Annotated in this window: 22 protein-coding genes, 1 other RNA gene and 2 pseudogenes; 22 read left to right on the top strand and 3 right to left on the bottom strand. The window is 38.9% G+C overall.

The features are described 5' to 3' along the window. The first annotated feature begins 81 nt into the window (after nt 1-81). The 11 genes from LCM02_RS06885 to LCM02_RS06835 all read left to right on the top strand — a co-directional run bounded on the left by LCM02_RS06885 (nt 82) and on the right by LCM02_RS06835 (nt 10,577). Entirely contained in the window at nt 82-609 is a 528-nt protein-coding gene (locus LCM02_RS06885; RefSeq protein WP_224927585.1) for a DUF6913 domain-containing protein, read from the top strand. Nucleotides 610-629: 20 nt separating this feature from the next. After that, nucleotides 630-1,505, top strand: coding sequence for a 4-hydroxy-tetrahydrodipicolinate synthase (gene dapA / locus LCM02_RS06880; protein ID WP_224927584.1), 876 nt, complete (start codon nt 630-632; stop codon nt 1,503-1,505). A gap of 12 nt (nt 1,506-1,517) precedes the next feature. Beyond that, entirely contained in the window at nt 1,518-2,030 is a 513-nt protein-coding gene (locus LCM02_RS06875; RefSeq protein WP_224927583.1) for a ferritin, read from the top strand. 133 nt (nt 2,031-2,163) lie between these two features. Beyond that, the gene (locus LCM02_RS06870; protein ID WP_224927582.1) at nt 2,164-2,985 is read left to right on the top strand and encodes an outer membrane protein assembly factor BamD; all 822 of its coding nucleotides are present in this window, start codon (nt 2,164-2,166) and stop codon (nt 2,983-2,985) included. Between the two features lie 3 nt (nt 2,986-2,988). Continuing rightward, nucleotides 2,989-3,327: a DNA-directed RNA polymerase subunit omega gene (locus LCM02_RS06865; RefSeq protein ID WP_224927581.1), complete on the top strand. Its 339-nt coding sequence runs from the start codon at nt 2,989-2,991 to the stop codon at nt 3,325-3,327. Nucleotides 3,328-3,329: 2 nt separating this feature from the next. Continuing rightward, nucleotides 3,330-4,541, top strand: coding sequence for a bifunctional phosphopantothenoylcysteine decarboxylase/phosphopantothenate--cysteine ligase CoaBC (gene coaBC, locus LCM02_RS06860; RefSeq protein WP_224927580.1), 1,212 nt, complete (start codon nt 3,330-3,332; stop codon nt 4,539-4,541). Then, the gene (gene porD, locus LCM02_RS06855) at nt 4,534-5,424 is read left to right on the top strand and encodes a type IX secretion system protein PorD (protein ID WP_224927579.1); all 891 of its coding nucleotides are present in this window, start codon (nt 4,534-4,536) and stop codon (nt 5,422-5,424) included. The genes coaBC and porD overlap by 8 nt, the downstream gene beginning before the upstream one ends. Before the next feature lie 69 nt (nt 5,425-5,493). Next, entirely contained in the window at nt 5,494-7,146 is a 1,653-nt protein-coding gene (gene recN, locus LCM02_RS06850) for a DNA repair protein RecN (RefSeq protein ID WP_224927578.1), read from the top strand. A gap of 91 nt (nt 7,147-7,237) precedes the next feature. Continuing rightward, nucleotides 7,238-8,059 (top strand): enoyl-ACP reductase FabI, encoded by an 822-nt coding sequence (locus LCM02_RS06845; protein WP_224927577.1) that lies wholly within the window; start codon nt 7,238-7,240, stop codon nt 8,057-8,059. A 94-nt stretch (nt 8,060-8,153) separates the two neighbouring features. Beyond that, complete coding sequence (locus LCM02_RS06840; protein ID WP_224927576.1) at nt 8,154-9,146, top strand: glycosyltransferase; 993 nt, start codon at nt 8,154-8,156, stop codon at nt 9,144-9,146. Between the two features lie 69 nt (nt 9,147-9,215). Continuing rightward, nucleotides 9,216-10,577, top strand: coding sequence for a pyridoxal-phosphate dependent enzyme (locus LCM02_RS06835; protein WP_224927575.1), 1,362 nt, complete (start codon nt 9,216-9,218; stop codon nt 10,575-10,577). A gap of 34 nt (nt 10,578-10,611) precedes the next feature. Here the strand turns inward: LCM02_RS06835 and LCM02_RS06830 are convergent, their stop codons facing one another. Next, nucleotides 10,612-11,400, bottom strand: a complete 789-nt coding sequence (locus tag LCM02_RS06830; protein ID WP_224927574.1) for an MBL fold metallo-hydrolase — start codon at nt 11,398-11,400, stop codon at nt 10,612-10,614. Nucleotide 11,401: 1 nt separating this feature from the next. After that, nucleotides 11,402-11,923 carry a DUF7935 family protein gene (locus tag LCM02_RS06825; protein WP_224927573.1) on the bottom strand — a complete coding sequence of 174 codons (522 nt, stop codon included), beginning with the start codon at nt 11,921-11,923 and terminating at the stop codon, nt 11,402-11,404. Nucleotides 11,924-12,124: 201 nt separating this feature from the next. Between LCM02_RS06825 and LCM02_RS16020 the strand changes: the two are divergent. The 8 genes and pseudogenes from LCM02_RS16020 to dnaJ form a co-directional block, all read left to right on the top strand. Next, nucleotides 12,125-13,369: pseudogene (locus LCM02_RS16020) on the top strand (OmpP1/FadL family transporter); the annotation flags it as partial. Between the two features lie 186 nt (nt 13,370-13,555). After that, nucleotides 13,556-13,963: pseudogene (locus LCM02_RS16015) on the top strand (thrombospondin type 3 repeat-containing protein); the annotation flags it as partial. After that, on the top strand, nt 13,943-14,341 hold the full coding sequence (locus LCM02_RS16010) for an OmpA family protein (RefSeq protein WP_449566802.1): 399 nt from the start codon (nt 13,943-13,945) through the stop codon (nt 14,339-14,341). The pseudogene LCM02_RS16015 and the gene LCM02_RS16010, both read left to right, overlap by 21 nt. 87 nt (nt 14,342-14,428) lie before the next feature. Beyond that, the gene (locus LCM02_RS06815; RefSeq protein WP_262902490.1) at nt 14,429-16,792 is read left to right on the top strand and encodes an ATP-dependent helicase; all 2,364 of its coding nucleotides are present in this window, start codon (nt 14,429-14,431) and stop codon (nt 16,790-16,792) included. Nucleotides 16,793-16,875: 83 nt separating this feature from the next. Next, nucleotides 16,876-17,502 carry a DUF4290 domain-containing protein gene (locus LCM02_RS06810; RefSeq protein ID WP_224927571.1) on the top strand — a complete coding sequence of 209 codons (627 nt, stop codon included), beginning with the start codon at nt 16,876-16,878 and terminating at the stop codon, nt 17,500-17,502. 23 nt (nt 17,503-17,525) lie between these two features. Further along, the gene (murA, locus tag LCM02_RS06805) at nt 17,526-18,842 is read left to right on the top strand and encodes a UDP-N-acetylglucosamine 1-carboxyvinyltransferase (protein WP_224927570.1); all 1,317 of its coding nucleotides are present in this window, start codon (nt 17,526-17,528) and stop codon (nt 18,840-18,842) included. 101 nt (nt 18,843-18,943) lie between these two features. Then, complete coding sequence (locus LCM02_RS06800; RefSeq protein ID WP_224927569.1) at nt 18,944-19,525, top strand: nucleotide exchange factor GrpE; 582 nt, start codon at nt 18,944-18,946, stop codon at nt 19,523-19,525. A gap of 27 nt (nt 19,526-19,552) precedes the next feature. Beyond that, nucleotides 19,553-20,671: a molecular chaperone DnaJ gene (gene dnaJ, locus LCM02_RS06795; RefSeq protein WP_224927568.1), complete on the top strand. Its 1,119-nt coding sequence runs from the start codon at nt 19,553-19,555 to the stop codon at nt 20,669-20,671. Nucleotides 20,672-20,735: 64 nt separating this feature from the next. Here dnaJ and LCM02_RS06790 read toward each other — a convergent pair whose 3' ends face one another. Beyond that, complete coding sequence (locus LCM02_RS06790; RefSeq protein WP_224927567.1) at nt 20,736-20,942, bottom strand: hypothetical protein; 207 nt, start codon at nt 20,940-20,942, stop codon at nt 20,736-20,738. Nucleotides 20,943-21,015: 73 nt separating this feature from the next. On the opposite strand from LCM02_RS06790, the gene rnpB reads away from it, so the two are divergent. The 3 genes from rnpB (at nt 21,016) to LCM02_RS06775 (ending at nt 24,314) form a co-directional block, all read left to right on the top strand. Next, an RNA gene (rnpB, locus tag LCM02_RS06785) (RNase P RNA component class A) lies at nt 21,016-21,343 on the top strand. Nucleotides 21,344-21,527: 184 nt separating this feature from the next. Next, complete coding sequence (locus tag LCM02_RS06780) at nt 21,528-23,795, top strand: aconitate hydratase (RefSeq protein ID WP_224927566.1); 2,268 nt, start codon at nt 21,528-21,530, stop codon at nt 23,793-23,795. A 129-nt stretch (nt 23,796-23,924) separates the two neighbouring features. Beyond that, entirely contained in the window at nt 23,925-24,314 is a 390-nt protein-coding gene (locus LCM02_RS06775; protein ID WP_224927565.1) for a DoxX family protein, read from the top strand. The last annotated feature ends 1 nt before the right edge of the window (nt 24,315 follow it).

Below are 24,315 nucleotides of genomic sequence, written 5' to 3'. Positions count from 1 at the left end.
AAACAACTATTTTGTTTAATAATGATGAAATCAGTATTAATACTAGAATTTTATATAGTTTTGTCTGCATAATTCTGGTAAATGAAACTATTGAATTTAAGGAATAAAACGGCCAGTAAATTTATAAAAAACCAACGGAATGCAGCTGAAAGAAAAAAGGAATTTGAACTAAAGGCTGTAAAAAAGATAGGTGTTCTGGCAGAATTGAGTTTATTTGAAACCTATGATTTTACAAAAAGGCTCGCAGATCATTTAAAGGTGCGTCATGAGGATTTGAAAGTCTTTTTGTTCGATCCTTCGGGAAAAGGGGAAGCTCCTGGGTTTTACAAGACTTGTAATGAAAAAGATTTTGGATTTTTTGGCAAAGTAAAGTCGGAGGCCCTGAACAGATTTTTATCCTTTGATTTTGATCTGCTCATTAATTACTGTGATGCATCTTTGCTTTATCCAAGGGTCATCATGTTGAAGTCGGCTTCAAAAATGAGAGCAGGATTTGAAGATGAATTGAATTTCTTTAATGATATAGCCATTCATGCCAAAAAAAATGACATTGACACTTTTAATAGTGAGTTGGCAAAATATTTAAAGATATTGAAACTGATCGATTAGAAATACAATAATCAAAACAAATGAAAGAATTTAGAGGGACGGGAGTGGCATTGGTTACACCTTTTGACAATGAAGGTCAAATAGATTTTAAGGCTCTTGTGAAACTTGTCAGGTATCAAATAGACAATGGTGTGGATTATCTTGTTGTCCTTGGTACAACAGGGGAAACCGCCACTTTGACTGATGAAGAAAAAAGATTGGTTAAAAAATGCGTTCTGGATACATGTAATGGAAGCGTACCCGTTGTTCTGGGCCTTGGGGGCAATAATACACAACGTATTCTTGAAGATCTGGAAGAGGAAGACTTATCGGGTTTTTCGGCTATTTTATCCGTGTCACCCTATTACAATAAACCTTCCCAGGAAGGAATCTATCAGCACTACAAACTGTTGTCTGAAAAAAGCCCCTTGCCTTTGATTCTCTATAATGTGCCTCCCAGAACCGGGAGTAATATTGAAGTGGAAACCGTGGTAAGGCTTTCCAATGATTGCAAGAATATTATTGGAATAAAGGAAGCCGCAGGGGATTTTGAACAGGTGCTTGAGTTAATCAGAAAAACACCTGAGGATTTTTTGATTATATCAGGGGAAGACAAATTGGCACTTCCTCTTGTTCTGGCAGGAGGCGATGGGGTTATTTCTGTAATTGGTCAGGGACTTCCAGAAGCATTTAGCAGGATGATAAAAATGGGATTGGAAGGGAAATCTCGTGAAGCATATGACATATTTTATACATTGACGGAAAGCATCGATCTGGTGTTTGCTGAAGGAAACCCTTCAGGCATCAAAAGTATGCTAAATTCATTGCATATTTCTGAGCCGTTTGTCAGATTGCCTCTTGTCCCGGCAAGCTCTGATTTAAGACAAAAAATTAATACCTTTGTTAATCATTTTTAAATCGAGAAATAAATGGTTTCAGAAATTATCGAAAAAGCTTTGAATCATCAGATTCGAATTGAAGCTGAATCATCACAAATATATCTTGCTATGGCTTCATGGGCTGAAGTGCAGGGATTCGAAGGTGTCGCCTCATTTATGTACGCTCATTCTGACGAGGAACGTATGCATATGTTAAAACTGGTCAAGTTTGTCAATGAAAGAGGAGGGCATGCAGAAGTTTCCGATCTGACAAAACCACCGGTTTCGTTTGGCTCCTTCAAAGAGATGTTTCAAAAGTTATTTGATCATGAGGTAATGGTTTCTCAAAAGATCAATGAGCTTGTGGATATTACACTAAAAGAAAAGGATTATGCTACACATAATTTTCTTCAATGGTATGTTGCTGAGCAGATCGAAGAGGAAGCCCTGGCCCGAACAATCCTTGACAAGATCAACTTAATCGGAGATGATAAAGGTGGGCTTTATCTGTTTGATAACGATGTTAAACTTTTGGTTACAAATCCAACTCCTGACATGGAGTAAGGCTCACTTTTCGGAATAAGTATAGTTAAGCTGCTAGGAATCAAATCCTTGTTGGCATTTAACTGCTATAATTTAATCAAAAAATATTTTTTCAAAATCCATTTGAAAAGACTAATTTTGCCAAATGCAAAAAATGAAGAGGTTAGTTTATTTATTTACACTTGTATTGGTGTTGGTATCTTGCAGTGAATATCAGAAGGTCCTTAATAAAGGTAAGAACACTGAAAAGTACCAGATGGCTGTAGATATGTATGAAAAAAAAGAGTACAAAAAGGCCATTACCTTGTTTGAAAAAATCATGGGTCCTTATGCAAATAAGCCGCAGATGGAAAGAATCCAGTTTATGATTTCTGACTGCTATTTTCAAACTGAGAATTACACCATGGCATCTTATTACTTTTCAAAATTCATTGCCAATTATCCTGAAAGTACCAAAGTTCAGGAGGCAGCCTACCATAGTGCCAAAAGTTATTACCTGGCCTCACCGGCATACAGCAGGGACCAGGAAGATACCTACAAGGCCTTGACAGCCTATCAGAATTTTATAGATAAATATCCGAATTCTGAATTGATCGAAGAAGCGAACAGAGATTATGCAGAGCTCAATAAAAAACTTGAATTTAAAGATTTTGAAGTGGCTCGTCTTTATTATCATACAGAAAATTATCAGGCTGCCATTCAGGCATTTGAAAATTTCAATGAAGATCATTTAGGTTCTGTATATAAAGAGGATGCTCTTTATTTCAGTTTTAAATCAGCCTATGAATTGGGCATGCAAAGCGTTCTCAGTAAAAAAGAAGAAAGATTGTCCAACGCGATCCTGGCCCACAAAAAATTTGAAAAAGCCTTTCCTGAATCCGAAAAGCTGGAGGAAGTCAATTCAATGGGTTTGAAATTGCAGGAGGAAATGTTAAAAACAAAAGAATTATTATCTACAATATCACAAAATAATTAATTGATGAAAGATTATAAAAATACTTCGGCTCCGGAAAGTACGGTTACTTTTGACAAAGTGAAGATTGAAGAGCCTACGCAGAACATCTATAAAGCGATTTCAATTATGTCGAAAAGAGCTGCGCAGGTCAATGAAGATTTGAAAAGTGAACTCATTGACAAACTTGAAGAATTTGCCACGTTTAATGATAGTCTTGAAGAAGTTTTTGAAAACAAAGAGCAGATCGAAGTTTCACGATTTTATGAAAGACTTCCAAAACCTACATCAATTGCGGTTCAGGAATGGTTAGATGAAGAAATTTATTTCAGGACTCCGGAAATTAACAAGGATAATATAGAATAAGGATGTCTGTCCTAAGCGGTAAAAAAATACTTCTTGGAGTTACTGCAGGAATAGCTGCTTATAAGGTTACTTTTCTTGTTCGACTTTTTATTAAGGCTGGAGCAGAGGTAAAAATAGTTATGACTCCTGCCTCAAAAGATTTTGTTACCCCGTTGACCCTGTCAACCTTATCAAAGAACCCGGTTCATTCCACTTTTTACGATAAAACAGACGAAAATGAGTTGTGGAATAATCATGTTGATCTCGCTTTATGGGCGGATCTGATGGTTATTGCCCCGCTTACTGCAAACACACTTGCAAAAATGGCTGACGGTATATGCGACAATCTTTTGCTCGCAACCTACCTTTCTGCCAAATCAACCGTTTATTTTGCACCTGCTATGGATCTCGATATGTACAAACATGAGACCACGGCGAAAAATATAGGTACCCTCGAAAAAAGGGGAAATATCTTTATACCTCCTTCTTTTGGAGAGTTGGCCAGCGGCCTGGAGGGAGAAGGCCGAATGGCGGAACCTGAAGAGATTTTGTCCTTTGTTGAAGAACATATAAAGGAAGGAATGCCCTTGCGAGGTAAGCGTGTTTTGATTACTGCAGGGCCAACATTTGAGGCAATTGATCCGGTAAGGTTCATTGGGAATCATTCTTCGGGAAAGATGGGTTTTGCCCTTGCTGAGGAAGCCGCCTCCCTGGGAGCTGAGGTTGTCCTTATTTCCGGACCTAGCCAGGAGAAGTTGGTTGATGGTGCCATTCAAAGGATCGATGTTGTAAGCGCAGATGAAATGTATGAATCTACTCATAAGTATGCAGACGAAGTGGATATAGCCATATTTTCGGCTGCGGTTTCCGATTTTAAGCCAAAAATTGTATCTTCTGAAAAAATAAAAAAGAAAGAGAATTCAATGAATCTGGAGCTTGTTAGGACCAGAGATATTCTTGCTTCGGTAGGGGCAAAAAAAGGGAAACAGTTTCTGGTTGGATTTGCTTTGGAAACTGAAAACGAGCTTGAAAATGCCAAAGAAAAGATTCGGAATAAAAATCTGGATTTAATCGTTCTAAACTCCTTGAATGATAAAGGAGCCGGTTTCAGGTCCGATACCAATAAAATAAAACTGATTGATAAGAATGAAAAGATAAAATCATTTGAATTAAAAACGAAGAAGGAAGTCGCTTCGGATATTTTTAATGAAATAATAAAACATTTTGATGCGTAGATTACTCTTCATAGTATTTTTTCTGTTAAGTTTCAGTTCAAGGGCCCAGGAGTTGAATTGCGTGGTTTTTATCAACGATGCAGAAATAGGTTTTTCCAACAGGAAAATTTTTGAAACCCTTCAAAATGCCGTTTTTGAATACATGAACAATACCAAATGGACTTCTTCAGTATATCAAACCCATGAAAGGATCAATTGTTCAATTACCATTAATATCTTAGAAGCGATATCGGCAAACAGTTTTAGAGGCAGCTTACAGCTTAAAGTTTCTCGCCCTGTATTTAACTCCACTTACAGTACATCGATTTTGAATTTTAATGATAACAACATCTCATTTACATACGAAGAGTTTGAGCCTTTGGTTTATAATGAGAATAATTTTGATTCTAATCTGGTTTCAATCCTGACTTTTTACGCTTACACAATTCTCGGATATCAGGCAGACACCTTTGGATATAAAGGAGGTGAAAACTTTTTTAAGCTTGCTGAAAATGTAGTAAACGTTGCCCAGCAGGGAGGTGGAGTAGGATGGAACAGGATAGATGGTAATTTCACTCGTTACCAGTTGAATGAAAACCTCTTGTCGCCCGTGTACGAGCAATACAGAAAGACCATGTATGAATATCATTTGTTGGGACTTGATCGTATGGTCGATAATACCAGAGATGCTAAAGAAGTAATAAGCAAATCTGTCCAGGATCTTGAGAATTTATTCAATGACAGGCCTAACACCTTTCTGATAAGGGTGTTTTTTGATACAAAAGGAGACGAAATTGTGGATGTTTTTGCCGATGGTCCAAGAATTGATACCTCCGGACTCAGAGAAGTATTGTCCAAGATCTATCCTGCTTATGATGAAAAGTGGAAGGAAATAAAGATATAGATTTTTCGATTTACGTATTTTTTTCTCTGTAATTGTTTATTAGTTTTAAATTATTCAACCAAGTAGAGCATGCTTTCATCCCTTTCTATAAAAAATTACGCTTTAATTGAAAACCTTAAAGTAGATTTTCAGTCTGGTTTATCAATTATAACGGGTGAAACTGGGGCAGGAAAATCAATACTTCTGGGAGGATTGGCCCTGGTCCTGGGAAAAAGGGCAGATAATTCTCTTGTTTATGATAAAGCTAAGAAGTGTATCATTGAAGCCGAATTTCAGGTAGAGAACTACCATCTTCAAAACTTCTTTGAGGCCAATGATCTTGATTATGATTCCGTAGTGATCATTCGGCGGGAAATTCTTCCGAACGGTAAATCGAGGGCTTTTGTCAATGATACTCCTGTCAACTTAGCCCTACTCAATGATTTGACTAACAGGCTGATTGATATCCATTCTCAGCATGAAACCCTGCAACTGGCAGATTCTGATTATCAATACCATATCATTGATTCTTTGGCTGGAAACGAGGGACTGCTCAAGGCTTATCAAAAATCATATCTGGATTTAAGAACAAGTGAAAAAGAACTCGAAAAAATCAAGTTGAGTCAGGCGGAAGCGAGAAAAGAGTATGACTACCACCTTTTTCTTTGGGAAGAACTGGATAAAGCCAATTTGAAGCCTGATGAGCAGGAAATACTGGAGAAGGAACTCGAAAAATTGTCACATGTTGAAGAGATCAAGATGAAATTGTCGGAAATTATTGGATTGTCCGAACAAGAATCCATGGGTGCCCTGAATCAATTATCTGAAATTAGTCAAAATCTTAATCGGATTTCATCCTATTCAGAGTTGTATGAGAGTTTATCCGACAGGCTTGAAAGCCTTTTGATTGAATTCAAAGATATTCTTGAAGAAGTTGAAAATGAAAATGATCAGTTGGTCTATGATCCGGGCCTAATGGAAGAACTTGATCAGAGGCTGCAGTTGATTTACAATCTCCAGAAGAAGCACCTGGTTCAGGATGTTGCGGCACTGATTGAAGTAAGGGAACAGTATAAAAACAAGATTGAAGGGGTCGATCATGCAGAAGAGTATCTGGAGGATATTTTGAAAGCTATAAAGGCTAAGGAGAATCAATTAAAAGAACTAGGTGAGAATTTACATCAAAGCAGAGTTCAGGCTGTTCCTGAATTTATTACTTTGATGGAAAATAACTTGAAAAGACTGGAGATGAAAAATACGCGTCTTTCAATTCATCTGGACAAATCAAAAGAATTTTTATTCAACGGACAGGATCGTCTTACATTTTTAATGTCTTCTGATAAGGGCAAGACTTTTGAGAATCTGAAAAAAGTAGCCTCCGGGGGTGAGATGTCGCGAATCATGCTTGCGGTTAAATCCATACTTTCCGAATATTCGGACCTTCCAGCGATAATATTTGATGAGATTGACTCCGGAGTTTCAGGAGAGGTATCCAACCGTATCGCTGAAGTGATGCAGAAAATGAGTGTGAACATGCAAGTAATTACCATAACACATTTGCCCCAGGTGGCGGCAAAAGGTCATCATCATTATAAGGTGTTCAAAAAAGAAACCAAGTCGGGTGTAAATTCTAATATAAAACTCCTGGATCCAGATGAACGACTTGTTGAATTGGCTGAAATGCTTGGCGGAAGTAATTTAAGTGAATCAGCGCTGGCTCATGCCAGACAATTGTTATCTTAATTTGTTAAAAATATTCTTTTAACTTTGAGCCGGTTTTAGACCTTGAAGGTTAAACAGATTTATCATAAATACAACAATTAAACTATATCATATGTACAATCTATTAAAAGGAAAAAAAGGAATCATTTTTGGAGCACTGAATGAAGACTCTATCGCATGGAAAGTTGCAGAAAGGGCTCATGAGGAAGGTGCTACATTTGTTTTGACCAATGCCCCTATTGCAATGCGAATGGGCGCTATTAATCAGCTGGCAAAGGATACCGGTTCTGAAATTATTCCTGCTGATGCTACCTCCATGGAGGATTTGGAGAATTTAGTTGAAAAGTCAATGGAAATATTGGGAGGGAAAATAGATTTCGTACTTCATTCTATCGGAATGTCGATCAATGTGAGAAAAGGAAAACATTACACACAATCAAATTATGATTTTACGCATAAAGGATTTGATGTATCGGCGTTGTCATTTCACAGGGTTATGAACGTGCTATACAATAAAAAGGCTATGAATGACTGGGGTTCAATTGTAGCGCTTACGTACATGGCTGCCCAAAGGGTATTTCCAGATTACAATGACATGGCAGACAATAAGGCATATCTGGAATCTATTGCGAGAAGTTTTGGATATTTCTTTGGTAGAGATCATAAAGTTCGTGTCAATACGATTTCTCAATCTCCTACGCCAACAACCGCAGGGAGCGGAGTAAAGGGGTTCGGAGGATTTTTAAGCTATGCCGAGAAAATGTCACCATTAGGTAATGCCACGGCACTTGAATGTGCGGATTATACAATTTCCTTATTTTCAGATTTGACCAAAAAAGTGACACTTCAGAATTTGTTCCATGATGGAGGATTTTCGAATATGGGAATCAGTGATGTTATCATGGAGGGCTTTATGGAAGGTGGAGAGGAATAAGACAAAGGGTTTATACAATAATTTATCAACGGGAAAATTTATCAAAAGTTAGATTTTCCCGTTTTTTTTTTAACCTTTGCTGAAACGAAATCAATTGCAGTTTTCTATTATAATACCCGTATTCAACAGACCTGAGGAACTCGATGAGTTACTCGATTCTTTGCTCAACCTGTTGGAATTTGAATCTACCGAAGTTGTTATTGTAGAGGATGGTTCAACAAGGACAAGCCGGGAGGTTGTCAAAAAATACGAGGAAAAGCTAAACATTAAGTACTGTTTTAAAAACAATTCGGGGCCCGGAGATAGCAGAAACTATGGAATGGAAAGAGCATCAGGAGATTATTTTATTATTCTGGACTCCGACTGCCTTCTTCCTCGGGACTATTTGCATATTATAAGAAATTCGCTTGAAAAATCGTTTGTAGATGCTTATGGAGGCCCTGACTGCGCACATAAGAGTTTTAGCAGTTGGCAAAAGGCAATCAATTATAGCATGACTTCTTTCCTGACAACAGGTGGATTGAGGAATCGTGAGACCACAAAAAGAAAGTTTCAGTTGAGAAGTTTTAATATGGGGCTTTCAAAAAAAGCCTTTCAGACAACAGGAGGTTTTTCAAAACAACGCATTGGAGAAGATATCGACTTGAATTTTAAATTAATTGACAAAGGATTTTCTCTCAGGCTTATCACTGAGGCTTTTGTTTATCACAAAAGAAGATCTTCCTGGCTTTCTTTTTTTAGACAAACCATAAGTTTTGGCAGGGCCAGACCCATTTTAAACAAACTTCATCCAGGTACGGCAAAATTAACCTATTGGTTTCCCACTGTTTTTGTATCGGGGTTTGTTGTTGCTGTTCTCTTTTTCATGCTTGGATTCTATTCCTTTCTGCTTATTTATTTGTTGTATTCGATTGTCATTTTTATTGACGCAATAGTGAAGTCTAAAAATATTTTAGTTTCGTTTTTAAGTGTTGCGGCAGTGTATACTCAGTTTTTTGGTTATGGCTCCGGCTTTGCAAAATCTATGTTCCGTCTTCATGTTCGCAGAATGAGTTTAAGAGAGGCTTATCCTGCTATGTTTTCCTGAGAGGGACAGGAAAAGTTATTGATTCTCCAGCTAATATTTTCATTAAATTTGTAATGAATAGAACTTTTTATGGAATACGCTAAAAATATTTTGGAAACAATTGGTAATACACCAATGGTAAAGCTCAATAAAATTGTAGAGGACATCGAAGCATTGGTTCTTGCAAAAGTTGAGACGTTCAATCCTGGAAATTCTGTCAAAGACAGGATGGCTCTCAAAATGATAGAAGATGCAGAAGAGGCAGGTTTGTTGAAGCCAGGAGGTACGATCATTGAAGGTACTTCTGGAAACACAGGTATGGGGCTTGCCATTGCAGCGAATATCAAGGGTTATAAATGTGTTTTTGTTATTGCGGATAAACAGTCAAAAGAAAAAATAGACATTTTAAAGGCCCTGGGTGCTGAAGTTGTAGTATGTCCTACGCATGTTGAACCTGATGATCCAAGATCTTATTATTCAGTTTCCAAGAGGTTGTCTGAGGAAACACCCAATTCCTGGTATGCCTTGCAGTATGACAATTTATCAAATACGGCGGCTCATTACGAAAGTACCGGGCCCGAAATCTGGAAACAGACAGATGGAAAAGTAACTCATTTTGTGGTTGGTGTAGGGACCGGAGGGACGATTTCAGGCGTTGGGAAATATTTAAAAGAAAAGAATCCGGACATTAAAATATGGGGAATTGATACCTATGGTTCGGTATTTAAAAAATATCACGAAACCGGTATCTTTGATCAGAATGAGATCTATTCCTATATCACAGAGGGGATAGGTGAGGATATCCTTCCTAAAAATGTCGATTTTGATATCATCGACGGATTTGAAAAGGTTACAGACAAAGACGGGGCGGTTTATACTCGTAAACTGGCCCGGGAAGAAGGAATTTTTGTAGGGAACTCGGCGGGTTCTGCCATTAAGGGTGTGCTTCAGTTGAAAGATCATTTTAAACCAGAAGATGTGGTTGTGGTTTTGTTTCATGACCATGGAAGTCGTTATGTTGGAAAAATGTTCAATGATGACTGGATGCGTGAGAGAGGTTTTCTGGATGAAGAGATTGCCGTTGCCTCTGATCTGATCAAAAGTAAAGATGGATCTGAGTTAGTTTCCGTTAAAACGGAAGAACTGGTTTCTCATGCCATTGAGCGCATGAGAACACATGAAATTTCACAATTGCCGGTCATGGATGCCAGTGGTATAGTCGGTTCTTTGGATGAAAGTAGTTTGTTTCGGTTGTATTTAGAAGATAAGTTTATTGCAGACAAACCTATTAAAGAAGTTATGGGCAAACCCTATCCCATTGTGAAAAATGATGTTTCCGTTGAGAAGATCTCCGCCCTTATTCATAAAAATAATCAGGCAGTACTTGTAGATATGGGAAACAACCTGTACCATATTGTAACCAAACACGATATTATCAGCGCGATTCACTGATCCAAATAATCAGCTCTTTACAGCACCTGAAATTTTAATCGTATTCCGGATACCAATTCCTTAATCTGACCTCAATATCCTGGTTTTGGGTTTTGACAAGTTGGCTGAAGGCCTCAGTATCACTAATATCTGGCCGACCTCTGTAATGATAGGGATAAACTATTTTTGGCTTAAAATCAAGAACCGCACTGGCGGCCTGATCTATATTCATCGTATAGGGAAGGTTCATGCAAACAAATGCAATATCAATATCTTTTAAGCTTCTCATTTCAGGAATATCTGCGGTGTCTCCAGATATATAAATATTTTTTCCTCCCAGTTGAAGCAAGTATCCGTTTCCCCTTCCTTTTACGTGTTTGGCATCGGCCGATTCAGGGAGGTTATACATCGGAATGGCCAGAATATCAATGCCTTTCACAGATTTCTTCTCTCCATTGGAAAGAATGACAAGCTGATTTTTATATTTTTCAGATATCTGATCTGCCACTGCCTGAGGAACTAAGGTAGTAATACCTTCTACACCCAAACCATCTAATGTTTTTTCATTCAAATGGTCACCGTGAATATCAGTGATTAAAATGAGATCGGGTTTTTTGATACCTGCAAAGGCTTTGGAACCACCATAGGGGTCGACATAAATTACTTTTCCATCATATTCAAGTACAAGGGTTCCATGTAAAACAGGCTGAATGGTCAATGCTTTGCCATCTGCCATAATTCTGTCCGCCTCGGGCCTTTGAGACCAGGCCGACAGACAAAAGAACAAACCCGATAAAATAAGTAATTGTTTTGGTAATGAAAGTATCGAATTGATGAACATCATATTAAAATATTTTTTTGACTTCTATTTTTAAATAAGAAATGGCCGCATTGCTGGGGCCCTCATTTTTTGCCAGGTTTTTTAATAATTCTTCTCTTAACTGTTCAGCTGTTTCAATCTCCTCTTTTGCCGCTGTGGTCCTTATAATTTTGACCACCAGATTTTTAGATGTAATAACAGCTTTCCAGGCAGTTTCGGAAACATAGATCTGTTGGGCGAGATTGTGTTCGAATTCCTGCTCCACAATCCCTATTAATTTATGGCTGTATTTTTCAGGATCCTTTGTGGTTGGTTTAATCCTGATCAATAATTTTGAAAGTGAGATTCTTTCAAGAAACAACACGAGTCTTTCAAAAGCCTGCAAACGAAGAGGTAATACATGTTGTTGTGAATCTTTTCGAAGGAGATAAGTTCTTCGGTTGTCTTCATTGGCCGTAAAACTTTTAAAAAAGTACAACGCAACGAGACCGGTAACAATAGCTGGTAAAGTATAGGCCAGTAATTCAATGATCTTATTGATGTCCATATGTTTGTTTTAGGTTTTAAATATAGCTTATGTAACTATAATTACAAAGGCGAATTAAATGATATTTGTCACAATTATATGTAACGATTGACACTAAATTTGGTACAAAATAACAGATGCGCCAGTTAAAAAAATAGTACTGCATTTGAATAAAATAATGTACGTATTTAACTTGTAAATGGCGTCGCAAATTTAATCATTATGATACACAAAACAATTAAGCTATTTTTAATCCTTATCGGTAGTGTGGCGATGGCACAGACTGGGCATCTCATGCAAGGTGTGGGTGCTGTAAATATGTCCATGGGTGGAGCAGCTACGGCACAGCCTCTTGACATCAGTGGCGCCATGCAGTGGAACCCGGCGGCACTATCGGTGTTTGACGGTTCAATACTTAAATTTGATATCGGGGCCTTTGAGGGTGTTCCCGAATTATCATCATCACTTCCTCCCGGAATGCTTGGTGAGGGAGCACCGGGTACCTTTGGTAAAACCAAATCTGAATTAGGATGGAACCCGATGCCTGCTCTTGGTTTTGCCTGGGGAAAAGAGGATTCAAACCATACCTTTGGTGTTTCTGCCTTTGGTATAAGCGGTTTTGGGGTTGACTTCCCTCAGGAAACAAATTTACCCGTTGATGGCACTGGTAATCCCAATCCAAATTGGGATCCCAATGATTCAAATGCCATTCTATACCCGCAAAATCTGATGGGCTTTGGAAGGTTACATTCTGAATACATGCTTTTACAGGTTGGTTTTACCTGGGCTTATAATTTTTCAGAAAAATTCTCAATTGGTTTGCAGCCAACCTTTAATTATGCTTCCCTGATTTTAGAACCGAACCCTTTGGCAAGACCAAGTCAGACTTTGGGTTACCCGGTTAGTAAGTCAGCTTCGACAACAGGATTTGGAGGTCAGGTTGGTTTGTTCTACGATTCTTTAAATGGATTTAAAATTGGTGCTTCTTATAAGTCGCCACAATATTTCAGCGAGTTTGATTTCGAGAATACTTATCTGGATGGATCTTCGGCAGATAACGTGAAATTCACCATGAATTACCCAGCTATTTATTCCATAGGTTTGGGTTACTCAAAAGGAATAGTTGACATTGCCGTTGACTATCGTTATGTGGATTATGAAAATACAGAAGGATTTGAAAAATATGGTTGGGAAACCCAATTGAACCCAATATTAAGACAGGAAATTCCCACAGGAGCAGTAAATGGTTTTGGATGGCAAAATATATCTGTTGTTTCTGCCGGGCTTCAGTTAAAAGCCGTTGACAGATTGCCTTTAAGATTTGGTTATACCTATAGTTCAAATCCAATTCAGGATGAATTAGCTTTTTTCTCGACTCCGGCGACAGCAATTATTGCGCACGCCTTCCAATTTGGTCTTTCCTATGAATTTACTGAAAACTTTAGACTGGACGCTGTGTATCATTATGGTATGAGCGATGGAAAAACAAGCGGAAATTTGTTGAGCCCGATACCGGCTATCGACTTTAATCAGGATGGATTCCCTGACGGGCCATGGGATGCAGACCAGAATCCTCTGGGCAAAATTCCTGGATCTGAGGTGGCATATGAGATGACTACACAAATGTTTATGATTGGTTTGAATTTTAATCTTGGTGGAAAAGATACTGACGGTGACGGTGTCAAGGATAAATATGACCAGTGTCCGGAAGAAGCTGGATTAGAAGAGTTCAACGGATGTCCAGACACGGATGGTGACGGAATCATGGATTCAGAAGATAAATGTCCAAACGAAGCCGGCCCGGCCAAATTCAACGGATGTCCTGATACCGATGGAGATGGATTTATAGACAAAGAAGATATGTGTCCAAACGAGGCAGGACTGGAGCAATTCAACGGATGCCCTGATACGGATGGTGACGGAGTTATGGATTCTAAGGATGAATGTCCAAATGAAGCGGGACCTGTTGAAAACAAAGGATGTCCTGTAAAAGATGCAGATGGTGACGGAGTGCCTGATGACCAGGATAAATGCCCTAATGTGGCAGGTGTGGCCGAGAATTACGGATGCCCGATCGTAACAGCAGAGGTTCAGAAGGAGATTACCGATTTGGCGAGAGCTATCTATTTCAAAACAGGAGCTGATGCCTTTACGGACGAAACCAAGATAAGACTTGAGGGAATTGACAGGATTTTAGCCGAATATCACGCTTCAAAATTCGTAGTGGAAGGACATACAGATAACACAGGTAGTGACAAGATCAACAAGGAGCTGTCTCAAAAAAGAGCAGATGCCGTAAGAAACTATCTTGTTGAAAATGGGTTCCCTGCTGAGAATATTAGAGCAGTTGGATATGGTTCTTCCAAACCAATTGGAGATAACAATACCAGAAAAGGACGTCAGGCAAACAGACGCGTAGAGATTTACCTGGATAAATAATCATTTAGATTGATCAGAAAAAACCGCTTTATCAAAAGCGGTTTTTTTTTGACAAAATGTCAATAACTTTTATTGTTGTTGATTAATATGGATTGTATTTTTGGAGAAAATGAAGAGGAAGTGACAAGTTATTTGGAAGCCCTGAATGAGGCACAAAAGGAGGCGGTTATTCAACGTGAAGGACCCATGATCATCATTGCAGGGGCAGGATCAGGTAAAACAAGAGTTTTAACTTACAGGATTGCCCATTTGATGAGAAATGGAGTGGATCCTTTTAATATCCTCGCCCTCACTTTTACCAATAAGGCGGCTCGGGAAATGAAAAGCCGCATTGCCGGAGTTGTTGGTCCAAGCGAGGCAAAGAATTTATGGATGGGTACATTTCATAGTGTCTTTGCAAGGATTCTCAGAAGTGAAGCCGAAAAATTAGGCTATCCTTCTAATTTTACAATTTACGATACCCAGGATTCTGTAAGGCTTATAACTTCGATTATTAAAGAGCTGCAACTCGAAAAGGATAAATACAAACCCAAACAGGTTCTCGGTAGAATTTCTCAGTTTAAAAACAGCCTGATTACGGTAAGGGCTTATTATCAGAACCCCGAGGTCATGGAGGCTGATAAGGTTTCAGGAAGGCCCAAAATCGGTTCTATCTATAAAGAATATGTAGATCGCTGTTTTAAAGCCGGGGCGATGGACTTTGATGATTTACTTCTCAGGACCAATGAACTTTTAACCCGGTTTCCGGAAGTTCTTGCCAAGTACCAGGATCGGTTCAGATATATTCTTGTGGATGAGTATCAGGATACAAATCATTCGCAGTATCTTATTGTAAGGGCATTGGCGGACCGTTATCAAAACATATGTGTTGTAGGAGATGACAGTCAGAGTATCTATGCCTTTCGTGGAGCAAACATCCAGAATATTTTGAATTTTCAGAAGGATTATGATGATGTTAAAATCTTTAAGTTAGAACAGAATTATCGATCCTCGAGTAATATTGTACAGGCGGCGAACAGTGTTATTGATAAGAACAAGACCAAGCTTGAAAAAGAAATCTGGACCTCAAATAAAGAAGGTGAACCCATCAAAGTCATGAGAACGTTTTCTGAGGGAGATGAAGGAAGGTTTGTTGCAAGTTCAATTTTTGAAAATAAAATGCAACATCAGATCCCGAATAATGATTTTACGGTTCTTTACAGGACAAATGCGCAATCCAGGGCTATAGAAGATGCGCTTAGAAAGAAGAATATTAAGTATAAAATTTACGGGGGATTATCTTTTTATCAAAGAAAAGAAATTAAAGATACATTGGCTTATCTGAGGCTATTGGTCAATTCCAATGATGAAGAAGCGCTAAAGAGGGTGATCAATTATCCGGCCAGGGGGATAGGCCAGACAACGATTGACAGGTTGGTAATCGCGGCGAATCAGAATGATATATCCATTTTTGAATTGCTGTTCCAGCTGGACAGAATTCCTGTTAATATTAACTCTGGAATTAAATCCAAGCTGATCAATTTTAGAGATATGATTCGCAGCTTTCAAATTGAGGCTCAGTCAAAAAATGCATATGAAGTTGCCGATCTGGTCGTTAAAAAAACCAGGCTTGTTCGCGATATTGAAAGTGAAGGTACCACTGAAGCCATAAGCAGAGTTGAGAATGTTCAGGAATTGATGAACGGAATAAAGGATTTTATTGAGGAGCAAACGGAAAAAGGTGAAGATTCTTCCCTGGCATATTTTTTAGAGGATGTGGCTCTGGCCACAGATTTTGATAAAGAAAAGGAAGATGTTCCAAGGGTCTCGCTGATGACGATCCACCTGGCAAAAGGATTGGAATTTCCTTATGTCTACATTGTTGGACTGGAAGAAAACCTGTTCCCTTCGGCCATGAGTATGAATACAAGAAGTGAAATAGAAGAAGAGCGCAGGTTGTTCTATGTGGCCCTTACCCGAGCTGAAAAACAGGTGTATCTTTCCTACGCTCAATCCAGATACAGATGGGGTAAACTCATCGATTGCGAGCCGAGCAGGTTTCTTGAGGAAGTGGATGAGAAATTTCTTGAATTCATAGCCCCGAAACAGGAAACAAGACCCGCCAATAAATTTATCGATAAGGATATTTTCGGAATTCCTGATCAGAAAAAGATTCGATTTAAAAAGCCGGTTTCCAGAAAGCTGGAGAAAAAGGTGAATAAACCAGTCATGAAGCCTCCCGTCTCGGTTCCTTCTAAAAACCTTAAAAAAATGAGCGAGGTAAAGGCATCGAGTAATCTGTTTGACACGGATCTTTTGCCGGGAAATATTGTTGAGCATGCAAAATTCGGAACAGGAAAGGTAGTTTCAATAGAAGGTGCGGGTAACAGTAAAAAGGCAGAAATACTGTTTGAATCAGGAGATCGTAAGAAGTTATTACTTCAATTTGCCAAGTTGAAGATTATTGGTTGATTCCTTGCCACTGTCATCAAAATAATTGTTACTTTGCAGCAAGTATAAGAATTTAATTAAAAGTTGAAATAAAGACCCAAAGAATGGAATTAGAGTACAATTCTGATCGAGAGCATTTGATCATTCCCGAGTACGGAAGACATATTCAAAAGCTTGTCAATCATTGTGTAAAACTGGAGGATAGAGAAGTGAGAAATACCATGGCCAAAGCCATCGTGCAGGTAATGGGTAATATGCAGCCGCATTTACGGGATGTACCTGATTTTCAACATAAATTATGGGATCAGTTGTTTATCATGTCAGATTACGAACTGGATGTGGATACGCCATACCCGAAACCAGAAAGAGAAGTATTGCAGGCCAAACCACAGGCTCTTGATTATCCGAGATCTGCTTCAAAGTACAGGTTTTACGGTAACAACATTCAGATCATGATCGATACTGCATTGACCTGGGAAGACGGAGATCTAAAGGATGCCTTGGTTTTCACCATCGCGAACCATATGAAGAAATGTTATTTGAACTGGAATAAAGATACCGTTGATGATGAGGTAATCTTTAGTCATTTAAAGGAACTTTCAGGAGGCAGGCTTGTGGTTAAGGATACTGATAGCTTATCCGAATCGAAAGATCTTGTGCGAAAAAAGCCTTCAAAAGGATTTCAGAAAAGCAGTTCAAAGCAGGGCAAAAAGAATTTCAGAAAAAGATAAGTTCCAAAAATTAAACACCAATAATGTCAGTATTTAAAATTGAAGGAGGACATCGCCTGAAAGGTGAAATTGTTCCTCAAGGTGCGAAAAACGAGGCCCTTCAGATTATTTGCGCCACCCTTTTAACGCCCGAAAAAATCACCATAAGCAATATTCCTGACATCAGGGACGTGAATAAACTCATCTTCATCTTGGGGGAACTTGGGGTTAAAATTGAAAAATTAGACAGAAATACTTATACGTTTCAGGCGGATGACATCAATTTAAAGTATCTCGAGTCTCTCGAATTCAAAAAGGACGGAAGTTCACTGAGGGGGTCAATCATGATAGTAGGGCCTTTACTGACCCGTTTTGGAAAGGGATATATCCCACGTCCGGGAGGTGATAAGATAGGCCGAAGAAGGCTTGACACTCATTTTGAGGGCTTTATCAAACTGGGGGCTTCCTTCCGATATAACAGAGAAGAGTATTTTTACGGTGTAGAGGCTGAAGAGCTTGTAGGGACCGAAATGCTGCTGGATGAAGCATCGGTGACCGGTACTGCAAATATTTTAATGGCTGCTGTCCTGGCGAAAGGAGAAACCATTATTTACAATGCAGCTTGTGAACCTTATATCCAGCAACTTTGCAGGATGCTGGTGAGTATGGGAGCAAAGATAGACGGATTAGGATCCAACCGCTTAATCGTTCAGGGTGTTTCTGAGCTAGGCGGATGTGAGCATAGAATATTACCGGATATGATCGAGATTGGCAGCTGGATAGGAATGGCTGCAATGACACGGTCCGAATTGACGATCAAAGATGTAAGCTGGAAGGATCTGGGTTTGATTCCTGATGTTTTCAGAAGATTGGGAATAGAACTTCAAAAAGTAAATGATGACATTTACATTCCTGCTCAGGATAGTTACAAGATCCAAGGATACATGGATGGTTCGATTTTAACGGTTTCTGACGCGCCCTGGCCCGGTTTCACTCCTGATTTACTAAGTATTGTCCTGGTAGTTGCCACTCAGGCAAAAGGGAGCGTGCTGATACATCAGAAGATGTTTGAAAGCAGGTTGTTCTTTGTGGATAAACTGATTGACATGGGTGCCAAGGTAATCTTATGTGACCCTCACAGAGCCACGGTGATTGGTATGAACCATGAATCGAGTTTAAAGGCTACTACTATGAGTTCTCCTGATATTAGAGCGGGAATTTCATTGTTGATTGCCGCTTTGTCAGCAAAGGGTACGAGTGTCATACACAATATCGATCAGATAGATCGAGGGTATGAAGATATCGATGTCCGATTGAGATCTTTGGGAGCAAAGATCGAGCGAATTGAGAATACTTTTTAAGCCTTAGTCAAAGACTTTATTTTTTTAGTGACATTATGACACAAATGAACTCTTGGCAAGTAATTTGCTTAGCTAGGGTAAGAGGATAAAATTGAATAATAATGAGTGATCAAAAACATACAGAGAAAGAACTGGAAAAAGATATACCTCAAAATGAAGTTGAAAATGAGACTTTGAATGAGGGAGATGATAATAAATCAGCGGATACGGCGGAAGAAAAATCAGAAGAGATTTCTGAAGTGGATACTCTAAAAGCTGAGGTTCAGAAGGAAAAGGACAATTTTTTACGTCTTTTTGCCGAATTTGAAAACTATAAGAAACGTACTTCACGAGAAAGAATAGAATTGTTTAGCACTGCGAATAAAGAGCTGATGACAGCTCTCTTACCAATTCTTGATGATTTTGAAAGAGGATTGAAGGAGGTTGAAAAATCATCAGATCAAGCCTTGCTGGAAGGAATGCAGTTGATTTATAACAAGTTTAAAAACACCCTTAGCCAGAAAGGGCTTAAAGAAATGGAAGTTAAGCAGGGTGACAGTTTTGATGCTGAGATCCATGAGGCGATTAGCCAGATTCCTGCCCCAAGTAAGAAGTTGAAAGGGAAAATCATTGATGCCGTTGAAAAGGGTTATAAACTTGGAGAAACGATCATAAGATTCCCGAAGGTTGTTATTGGAAATTAATCCTTTTAAACTAAAAATTTTAATATTGTGAAACAGGATTATTACGAAATTCTTGGAGTGAGCAAAAATGCTACTGCGAGTGAAATAAAAAAGGCTTATCGTAAAAAGGCCGTGGAGAATCACCCGGATAAGAATCCTGGTAACAAGCAGGCTGAAGAGCGCTTTAAGCAGGCCGCAGAGGCCTATGAAATTTTAAGTAATGCTGACAAAAAGGCAAGGTATGACCAATATGGCCATGCTGCTTTCGAAAATGGTGGAGCCGGAGGAGGTTTTGGAGGTATGAATATGGAAGACATATTTAGCCAATTCGGTGACATTTTTGGTGGACATTTTGGAGGCGGCTTTGGTGGTGGTTTCGGAGGAGGCTCCAGACAGGGACGGATCAAGGGTAGCAATCTTCGTATTCGTGTGAAACTGGAGTTGAAGGATATACTAAACGGTGTCAATAAGAAAGTTAAAGTAAAGCGTCAGGTCAAGGCACCCGGTGTAACCTATTCCACATGTACGGCATGTAATGGCCAGGGGAGTGTAATGCGTGTTACCAGCACAATTTTAGGACGAATGCAAACTGCAACGACCTGTCCAACATGTAAAGGTGCGGGTAAAGTTGTAAATCACAGGCCAAAGGGAGCAGACATTAATGGTTTGATCCTTAAAGAGGAAACCGTTGAAATTGATATTCCTGCAGGTGTAACGGATGGTGTGCAGTTAAAAGTATCAGGTAAAGGAAATGAAGCTCCCGGAGATGGTATTCCGGGTGATATTTTGGTTGTAATACAAGAAGTTCAACACGAAAAATTAAAGAGGGAAGGAACGAATCTTCACTATGACTTGTATATAAGTTATGCGGAAGCGGTTCTGGGATCAAGTAAAGAGATAGATACACTTACCGGGAAAGTCAGAATCAAGATTGAGGAAGGAACTCAAAGTGGAAAAATTCTTAGATTAAGAGGAAAAGGTCTTCCAAGTCTTGAAAGGTATGGCAATGGAGATCTCTTAGTTCATCTTAATGTGTGGACACCTAAAAAGTTGACAAAAGATCAAAAAGCCTTCTTTGAAAGTGTGAGAGATCATGAAAATTTTGTTCCGAAACCATCAGTTTCGGAAAAATCGTTTTTTGAAAAAGTGAAAGATATGTTTTCATAACTTCTGAAGAATCAATTTCTTATAAAGAAGTATTTGAGAATAATGAATTTTTTTAGGAAAAATTTCAGTATATTTGTTTTGCTGGATTTTTAAATTCAGTAACTTTTTCTTTTTCATAGCAATTTTCCCACTCTTTTTTAGAGTGGGTTTTTTTTGACACCAATGTCAAAAATTGTTTAAAATAAATTTTCAAAAGATTAGGATTTTGATGTAAATATTGTATTTTTACAGTCTTATTTATATTACTTTTAATAGTAATATTCTTTTTCATAGCAATTTTCCCACTTTTGTTTACAAGAGTGGGATTTTTTTATCATTCAGTTTAGCACTACTTTTGCATTTGAAAAGTAAGCCGTCTTATCGCTGCGCTTCTGGCGTGGAGGAAAGTCCGGACACCAAAGAGTAGCATAACGGATAACATCCGTCGTCATACATTTATGTATGATAGGACCAGTGCAACAGAAAGTATGTACAGTTCGGCTGTAGTGAAATCAGGTAAACTCTATGCGGTGCAATGCTATGTACATTGGAGATCCGAGAAATCGGGAGAGAACTACTCGTTCAATTCAAGGGGTGAGCAGCTAGAGTTGTAAAGTAATTTACGACCCAGATAAATGATAAGAATCTGTCCTCGGGCAGATACAGAATCCGGCTTACAGGCTTACTTTTCTATTTATAGATTTCACAATTTATACCCTGATTTCGTTCCATTTATTGTCAATTTTGAAGAAAAAATCCAGCTGTTTGAAGAATAGGAAATGGGAGGCTAATTTCGTTGAATATTTTATAAAATCATCTTATTATTTTGTACTTTTGGGGACGATAAATTTTAACCGGAATAAATTAAATTAAGATTATGGCATTTGATGTTGATATGATAAAGAAGGTATATGAGCGCATGGCAGAACGCGTTGATACTGCAAGAAGCGTTGTGGGAAGACCTTTGACCTTATCTGAAAAAATATTATATAACCACCTTTGGGATGGTCTACCAACTAAACCCTTTGAAAGAGGTGTTGATTATGTAGACTTTGCTCCGGATCGAATTGCATGTCAGGATGCTACGGCACAAATGGCCTTGTTGCAATTCATGCAGGCCGGAAAGAAAAAGGTTGCAGTTCCTACTACTGTTCATTGCGATCACTTGATCCAGGCGAGAATCGGGGCAGATAAGGACCTGCAAGAGGCGATTAATACCTCCAGTGAAGTATTCAATTTCCTGGCATCAGTTTCTAATAAATACGGCATTGGTTTTTGGAAACCGGGAGCCGGTATAATTCATCAGGTGGTACTCGAGAATTATGCCTTTCCAGGTGGGATGATGATTGGTACCGATTCTCATACCGTAAATGCCGGAGGTTTGGGTATGGTTGCCATTGGTGTTGGTGGAGCGGATGCAGTTGATGTCATGGCAGATATGCCCTGGGAACTCAAGTTTCCGAAGTTGATCGGAGTAAAACTTACCGGAAAGTTAAGCGGTTGGACTGCTCCGAAGGATGTTATTTTAAAGGTAGCCGGAATCTTAACGGTTAAAGGTGGTACAGGATGTATAGTAGAGTATTTTGGAGAAGGAGCCAAGGCTTTATCTGCTACAGGTAAAGGAACCATTTGTAATATGGGCGCCGAGATTGGGGCAACGACATCAACCTTTGGTTATGATGAATCCATGGAACGTTATCTAAGGGCAACAGGAAGAGATGAAATAGCTGATGCCGCAAATAAGGTTGCACCTTATCTAACGGGAGATGAAGAAGTATATGCTGATCCGGAATCGTATTTTGACCAGGTTATCGAGATTGACTTATCTGAGTTAAAACCTCATCTAAATGGACCATTTACTCCAGATCTCGCTACGGAGGTTGGAACGATGACGGAAAAGGCAGAAACCAATGACTGGCCAATGGATGTTGAGTGGGGATTGATAGGATCTTGTACGAATTCTTCCTATGAAGACCTGTCAAGAGCAGCTTCAATTGCCAAACAAGCTTTAGATAAAAAGCTGGTTGCAAAAGCTGAGTTCGGAATAAATCCCGGATCCGAGCAGGTAAGATATACGGCTGAAAGAGATGGTCTATTGGAGATCTTTGAAGACCTTGATGCGAAAATATTTACCAATGCCTGCGGGCCTTGCATTGGCCAGTGGGCGAGGGAAGGAGCCGATAGAAAAGAAAAGAATACCATTGTTCATTCTTTTAACAGAAACTTTTCAAAAAGAGCTGATGGAAACCCCAATACACATGCATTTGTAGGTTCACCGGAAATGGTTGCGGCCCTTGCCATTTCAGGTAAGCTGGATTTTAATCCTATAACTGATAAGTTAATAAACAAGGACGGAGAAGAGGTGATGTTTGATGAACCTACGGGGTTTGAATTGCCTCCAAAAGGGTTTGATGTTGATGATCCTGGGTATGTGGCTCCGGTAGAAGATGGTTCGGCAATCGAGGTGAATGTAAAAGAAGATTCAAAAAGATTACAATTGTTGAGTCCTTTTGAGCCTATTGGGGATCAGGTTAAGAATGCAAAATTGTTAATTAAAGCTTATGGCAAATGCACAACCGATCATATTTCCATGGCAGGACCATGGCTAAGATTCAGAGGGCATTTGGATAATATTTCAAACAATTTATTGATTGGTGCTGTTAACGCTTACAACATGGAGACTAACAATGTGAAGAATCAGTTAACCGGTGAGTATCAGCCCGTACCGGATGCGGCAAGAGCTTATAAAGCTGCCGGAGTATATTCAGTTGTTGTAGGTGATCACAATTATGGAGAAGGGTCTTCCAGAGAGCATGCAGCTATGGAACCGAGGCACCTTGGAGTTGCTGCGGTTATTGTGAAGTCATTTGCACGAATTCATGAGACAAATCTAAAAAAACAAGGTATGCTAGGTTTGACATTCGCGAATGAAAATGATTACGATCTTATTCAGGAGAATGATACATTTAATTTTGTTGATCTGAATGAATTTGCTCCTGGAAAGCAATTAACGCTTGAAGTAATTCATGAAGATGATGCTAAAGACACGATTAGGTTGAACCATACCTATAATCAGAATCAAATCGACTGGTTTAAAGAGGGTTCTGCATTGAATTTGATAAAAAAGGAAAACGCGGAAAAGTAAGTTTTTAGTTAACCTGCGAAATGCCCCGATTTTAATCGGGGCTTTTTTTTGATTCCTAAATTTATGTAAGAATTTTGTGGCAAGTTCGTCTCAATGGCTAGAAATTAAGTGCAACATCAAATAGACGAGATGAAATTTTATATAGAAAGAGTTTCTTCAATCCTTGCGGCTGTCATTCTTTTACAAACCTTGTTTTTCAAGTTCTCAGCGGCGCCAGAAAGTGTTTACATTTTCAGCGAACTTGGAATGGAGCCTTATGGTAGAATCGGAACAGGTATCATAGAACTATTAGTAGCTTTGTTACTTTTGATAAGGAGAACCAGTCTTATTGGGGCCTTGGCAGGTTTAGGCGTAATAAGCGGAGCAATTTTATCTCATTTATTTGTTTTGGGTATAGTGGTTCAGGATGATGGCGGATTGTTGTTTGGTTTAGCCGTATTGGTATTCGTTTTATTATTGATAAGTCTTATCTTGCAAAAGAATAAGTTATTAGCTCTTCTGGATTCAATCAGGAGATAGA

This window comes from Lutimonas saemankumensis (genome assembly GCF_020171465.1).
GTDB lineage: Bacteria > Bacteroidota > Bacteroidia > Flavobacteriales > Flavobacteriaceae > Lutimonas > Lutimonas saemankumensis.
This window is presented reverse-complemented; position numbering and strand designations above follow the sequence as displayed.